The sequence below is a fragment of the Mitsuaria sp. TWR114 genome, from assembly GCF_007997345.1.
On the sequence record NZ_VOSR01000406.1, the window covers coordinates 1 to 5,038 of the forward strand.

General features: G+C 69.3%; 6 protein-coding genes. 2 read left to right on the forward strand and 4 right to left on the reverse strand.

Translation table 11 applies throughout. The features are described 5' to 3' along the window. On the reverse strand, nucleotides 1-757 hold a 757-nt coding region (murJ, locus tag FUT87_RS15260; protein ID WP_310735217.1), incomplete at its 3' end, for a murein biosynthesis integral membrane protein MurJ. A gap of 155 nt (nucleotides 758-912) precedes the next feature. Between murJ and rpsT the strand changes: the two genes are divergently transcribed. Then, nucleotides 913-1,209: a 30S ribosomal protein S20 gene (rpsT, locus tag FUT87_RS15265; protein ID WP_067066702.1), complete on the forward strand. Its 297-nt coding sequence runs from the start codon at nucleotides 913-915 to the stop codon at nucleotides 1,207-1,209. A 64-nt stretch (nucleotides 1,210-1,273) separates the two neighbouring features. Here the strand turns inward: rpsT and FUT87_RS15270 are convergent, their stop codons facing one another. The 3 genes from FUT87_RS15270 to FUT87_RS15280 all read right to left on the reverse strand — a co-directional run bounded on the left by FUT87_RS15270 (nucleotide 1,274) and on the right by FUT87_RS15280 (nucleotide 3,583). Then, nucleotides 1,274-2,080: an alpha/beta fold hydrolase gene (locus FUT87_RS15270; protein ID WP_310732145.1), complete on the reverse strand. Its 807-nt coding sequence runs from the start codon at nucleotides 2,078-2,080 to the stop codon at nucleotides 1,274-1,276. Then, nucleotides 2,077-3,132: a M14 family zinc carboxypeptidase gene (locus tag FUT87_RS15275; RefSeq protein WP_147241561.1), complete on the reverse strand. Its 1,056-nt coding sequence runs from the start codon at nucleotides 3,130-3,132 to the stop codon at nucleotides 2,077-2,079. Before FUT87_RS15275 ends, FUT87_RS15270 begins: the two co-directional genes overlap by 4 nt. Before the next feature lie 115 nt (nucleotides 3,133-3,247). Beyond that, nucleotides 3,248-3,583 carry a DUF3579 domain-containing protein gene (locus FUT87_RS15280; protein WP_091723465.1) on the reverse strand — a complete coding sequence of 112 codons (336 nt, stop codon included), beginning with the start codon at nucleotides 3,581-3,583 and terminating at the stop codon, nucleotides 3,248-3,250. A gap of 240 nt (nucleotides 3,584-3,823) precedes the next feature. Here FUT87_RS15280 and FUT87_RS15285 point away from each other — a divergent pair. Then, nucleotides 3,824-5,038, forward strand: a 1,215-nt coding sequence (locus tag FUT87_RS15285; protein WP_147241562.1) for an aspartate aminotransferase family protein, incomplete at its 3' end; no start/stop codon positions are given.

A 5,038-nucleotide genomic window follows, 5' to 3' on the forward strand; every position in this document is an offset into this window, starting at 1 on the left:
GCGCCACGCCGACGCCCAGCAGCGCCGGCCCCATCTTGCGCAAGACCTGGCGCACGCCCTCGTCCGCGGCGGCGCGGCGCAGGCCGGACAGGCCCAGCGCGAAACGCGGCATCAGTCCGATCTTCGCCAGCGCCGGCACCTGCAGCGCGAGCTGCAGCAGGCCGCCCACCATCACGCCCACCGCCAGCGAATAGATCGGCGCGTAGCCATGGCGCTCCAGCACCGGCGCCAGCCCGTAGCCGCAGGCGAGCGAGGCCAGGTTCAGCAGCACCGGCGTCACCGCGGGCACGACGAAGCGCTTCCATGTGTTCAGGATGCCTGCCGACAGCGCCACCAGCGACATGAAGCCGATGTAGGGGAACATCCAGCGCGTCATCACGACGGCCGCCTCGTGGGCGGGCGCGGACAGTCCCGCGCCGAGCGCCCACACCAGCACCGGCGCGCCGACCACGCCCAGCATGCAGGTCACCAGCAGCGCCCACAGCAGCACCGTCGCGACGGCGTCGATCAGGTGCCGGGTGGCGTCATCGCCGTCCCTGGCGCGGGCCGCGGCCAGCGCCGGCACGAAGGCCTGCGAGAACGCGCCTTCGGCGAACAGTCGCCGCAGCATGTTGGGAATGCGAAAGGCGACGTTGTAGGCGTCGGTCATCGCGTTCGCGCCGAACAGGCCAGCCACCATCTGCTCGCGAACCAGCCCGGTGATGCGGGACAACAGCGTGAAGATCGAGACGACGGAGGCGGTGCGGAGCAGATTCATGCGGGGAACGGCGCGGCGGAGCGCAAAGGCGCGGGGGTGCCCGGCGGGCGACCGCGCATTATGGGTGTCCCGCTCAGCCGCAATGCCGCGGATTTGGTTTTTCCATTCCTGGCTGCTATACTCGCCGTCTTTGCACCAACTGGACCCATAAGACAATGGCAAGCTCTTCCAAAGCCAAGAAGAAAACCGTGCGTCTGGCCTCGGGCCGCAAGCGCGCACGTCAAGACGTCAAGCTGAACGCCGCCAACTCGGCGCTGCGTTCGAAGTTCCGCACGGTCATCAAGAACGTGCAAAAGGCGATCGTCACTGGCGACAAGGCCAAGGCCGCCGACCTGTTCAAGACCGCCCAGCCCGTGATCGATTCGGTCGCCGACAAGGGCATCTTCCACAAGAACAAGGCTGCTCGTCACAAGAGCCGCCTGTCCGCCAAGATCAAGGCGCTGGCCGCCTGATAACCAAGTTCCAGCTCTGGTGCACGAACAAAGCCCGCCTTCGGCGGGCTTTTTCGTTCCCGCATCAAAGCGGCATGGGGGTGGTGATCTGGCCGACCACCTCGCGCACGTGGAGCCAGTCCACGACGTTGCGCGCCACCCAGTCTCCGTCATCCAACGGCAGGTCGTGGCCGGCGTGCTTGTGCAGCCGCAGCGGCGCCCCCCAGGCGCGGCTGATGGCCTGCGAGCAGCGCCAGTCCACCAGCGAATCACCCTGGCTGCACAGCAGCAGCATCGGCGGCTCGGGCTTGGCCAGGCTGGCTCTGTAGCGCGCTGCCGCCAGCAGCTGGCGCAGCGCGTTGCGACGGCGCACCGGGCGCCGTCGCTGGATGGAGACCCAGTCATCAATCACCTGGTCGGGCTGGCGCTGCAGCCGCGTCGTCATCTGCAGCACCTTGGCCTCGCGCCGGCGCAGGCTCAGCCGCGTCAGGCTCAGCATCAGCAAGGACCAGTAGTTCGACGGCCGCAGCCGCCTGAAGAAGGCGCTGAACGGCCTCAGGCTGGTGTTGATCAGCACGACGCCGTCGAGCTCGCCCGGATGCCGCGCCGCCCACTCGCTGGCGACCATCGCGCCCAGCGACATCGCCAGCACCTGGTACGGCGGCGGCACGCCGCGCCGGCGCAGTTCCGCGCGGCAGGCCTCCATCATGGCGTCCACATGGGTGGGACTGCTCTGCCGGTGCTTGTCGCCATTGCCGGGCAGGTCCAGCAACTCCAGTCGCGCATCGGGCTGCTGCACCAGCAACGCCCGCTGCAGGCGCGCCGGAAAGTCGCCCCAATGGCCGCTCTCGCGTGTCAGGCCACGCAGCAGCACCCAGGTGTGCATGCTCATCGGACCGTCCTCCGATACCAGCGGATCAACGCCTGCTCCCCGTGATCGATTCGTGTGTCCGGCCCCGGCAGCCACCGGAACGCGCTCTGCGTCGCGCGAGTCATGAAATCCATCCAAGCCATGTGCCGGCGCAGGACCCGTTGCTGTCGATGTTCGATCAGCGGGTTGAACATGCCGTGCCGGGAGAGTAGCTGGCGCGGATTTTTCTTGACCCACAGCCATGACCCCATTTCGAGCGTCATCGGCAGAAAGATCCCTCGATCAAGGGAGAGCGCCTCGTCGTACAGGTGGTCCCACAGGTCGCCATGGGTCAGGTAATGCCGGCTCTGCGGCTCCATCACGTAGGGATGCGGGGACAGGCATTGATCGAGCACCTCGCACAGCGCATGGATCTCCGCGAGGTGGCGCATCGGCCGGCGCGTGCGCGCGTACGGGAACCAGATGCGGTCGCGCAGGCCGAAGCCGCTGTGGAAGTCGATGGACACCGCGACCGGTCGCCCCAGCAGCTCCTCGCGGACGAAGCGGCACAGGGCCTCGCTCTCCACCTCCATCGGCCCACCGCCCGGGCCACGGAAGTACGGCAGCTGCCGGGTCAGGCGATGCCCGCCGATCAGGAAGGGCACGCCGCGGTCGGCATCCTGGGGCGCGTTGCGCATCAGGTCCACGCCTCGCGGGTTCGCGCGCGTGCCGGCCTGGACGCCGCCCGGATTGACCACGGGCAGGAACACCAGCCGCAGCGACTCGAGCTGCTGATGCAGGCTCAGATCCCAGCGCAGCCGCCGCACCAGGCTGCCGAGGTAGGCCAGCACCACCTGCGCGCCGATGCGCTCCAGCCCATGGACGCCGCCGATGAACCCGAGCGCAGGAACCGACGGATCGGGATTGCCCAGGGTCACGCCGATCACCGGCAGCGCGCCGGCGGAGGTGGCGACGCTCGCCAACTCGCGGGCCTGCAGCATCGATCCCCCCTGATCGATCAGGCGCAGCAACTCCTGCAGTTCCGGCAGGGCGGCCGCGGCCCGCGGGGCCGCGTCGGTGGGAAGGACGGCCATGTCCGGGCGCTCGGGTTAAGGGTCGCGGGGAACCCGGCAGCGTAGGCGAGGAGCGGCGCGCCGGCGATGGCCCGATCGGGCCGGGCCTTCACCCTCCGTGGGGAGGGGCCGTCGCTCAGGCCTTGCCGGACTCGCGCCCGTCGGGCAGCAGGCAGGCGTCGACGACCTGCAGCTTGTTGTCGCGGGCGAAGTTCATGACGAAGTCCCAGGCCATCGGCTCGACGGACTTCAGCGCCTCGTTGACGATCACGCACTTCACGCCGTTGACGACGCGCGGCACGCAGTAGGGGGAATAACCGAGGTAGGCGTCGCGGCCGCTGCGGGTGCCGCCGGGCCGAAAGCAGGACATGGCGCCTGCCAGACGTTCGGCCCAGTCGCTCGGGCGGAAGGTGCGACCATCCGTGGTGATCCCCTGGATGAACACTTCTCGCGGCTTGGGCTGCTCAGTCATTGGCTACTCGGTCTGCGTCCCGGCCCGCGGCGGCTGCGGCACTCCTTTGACGAGGGTCAACCGCGGCAGGCAAAACCGCTATTGTGCCTCGGATGTGTTGCGCCGCAGCACACATGGCCTTCTGCTCGCCCATTGGTCAGCCGGCCTGCCGACGCTGTCCAGGAGGAATCTCCTCACCCGCCAGGGTCGACCCGTAGAATCGGCCGCTTTCCCCTGCCCCTCCTACTTCCTGGAGACTTGATGAACGCCCCGGACTCCTCGTTCGCCGCCCCGACCGAACCCCATGTGATGCAAACCTACGGCCGCCTGCCGATCGCCCTGTCGCACGGCGAAGGCGCCTGGGTGTGGGACACGGCCGGCCGACGATACCTGGACGGCCTGGGCGGGATCGCCGTCAACACGCTCGGACACAACCATCCGAGGCTGGTGGCGGCGCTGCGGGACCAGGTGGGCAAGCTGATCCACACCAGCAACTACTACCACGTCCCGCTGCAGGAGCAGCTCGCGGCCAGGCTCTGCGCGCTGTCGGGCCTGACCAACGTGTTCTTCTGCAACTCGGGCCTGGAGGCCAACGAGGCGGCGCTGAAGATCGCGCGCAAGTACGGCCATGACCGCGGCAACGCCAATCCCGAGGTGATCGTGTTCGAGAAGGCCTTCCATGGCCGCTCGATCGCGACGCTGTCCGCGACCGGCAATCCCAAGGTCCAGGCCGGCTTCGGCCCGCTGGTGCCGGGCTTCGTCCGCGTGCCGCTGAACGACATCGAGGCACTGCGCCAGGCGCTCGCCGCCCATCCCGGCGTGACCGCGATCTTCCTGGAGACCATCCAGGGCGAAGGCGGCATCAACGCCGCGCGCGTCGACTTCCTGAAGGACCTGCGCAAGCTCTGCGACGAGCACGACCTGCTGCTGATGCTGGACGAGGTGCAGTGCGGCATCGGCCGCACCGGCAAATGGTTCGCGCACCAGTGGGCCGGCATCGTGCCGGACGTGATGCCGCTGGCCAAGGGCCTGGGCTCGGGCGTGCCGATCGGCGCGGTGGTGTGCGGCGACAAGGCCGCCAAGGTCTTCGGACCGGGCAACCACGGCACCACCTTCGGCGGCAATCCGCTGGCGATGCGGGCCGGCGTCGAGACGCTGGCGGTGATGGAGGCCGACGGCCTGCTGGCCAACGCCGCGACCGTCGGCGCCGAGCTGAAGGCGGCGATCGAGCATGGCCTGGCGGGCCTGCCCGGCGTCGTCGAGGTGCGCGGCCAGGGCCTGATGCTGGGCATCGAGCTGGACCGCCCCTGTGGCGTGCTGCTGACGCAGGCCATGGACGCGGGCCTGCTGCTGAGCGTGACGGCCGACAAGGTCATCCGCCTGGTGCCGCCGCTGATCCTGTCCAGCGCCGAGGCCGCGGAGATCGCGGCGCGCCTGGTGCCGCTGGTGAAGGCCTTCCTGGCCGCGCCGGCGACG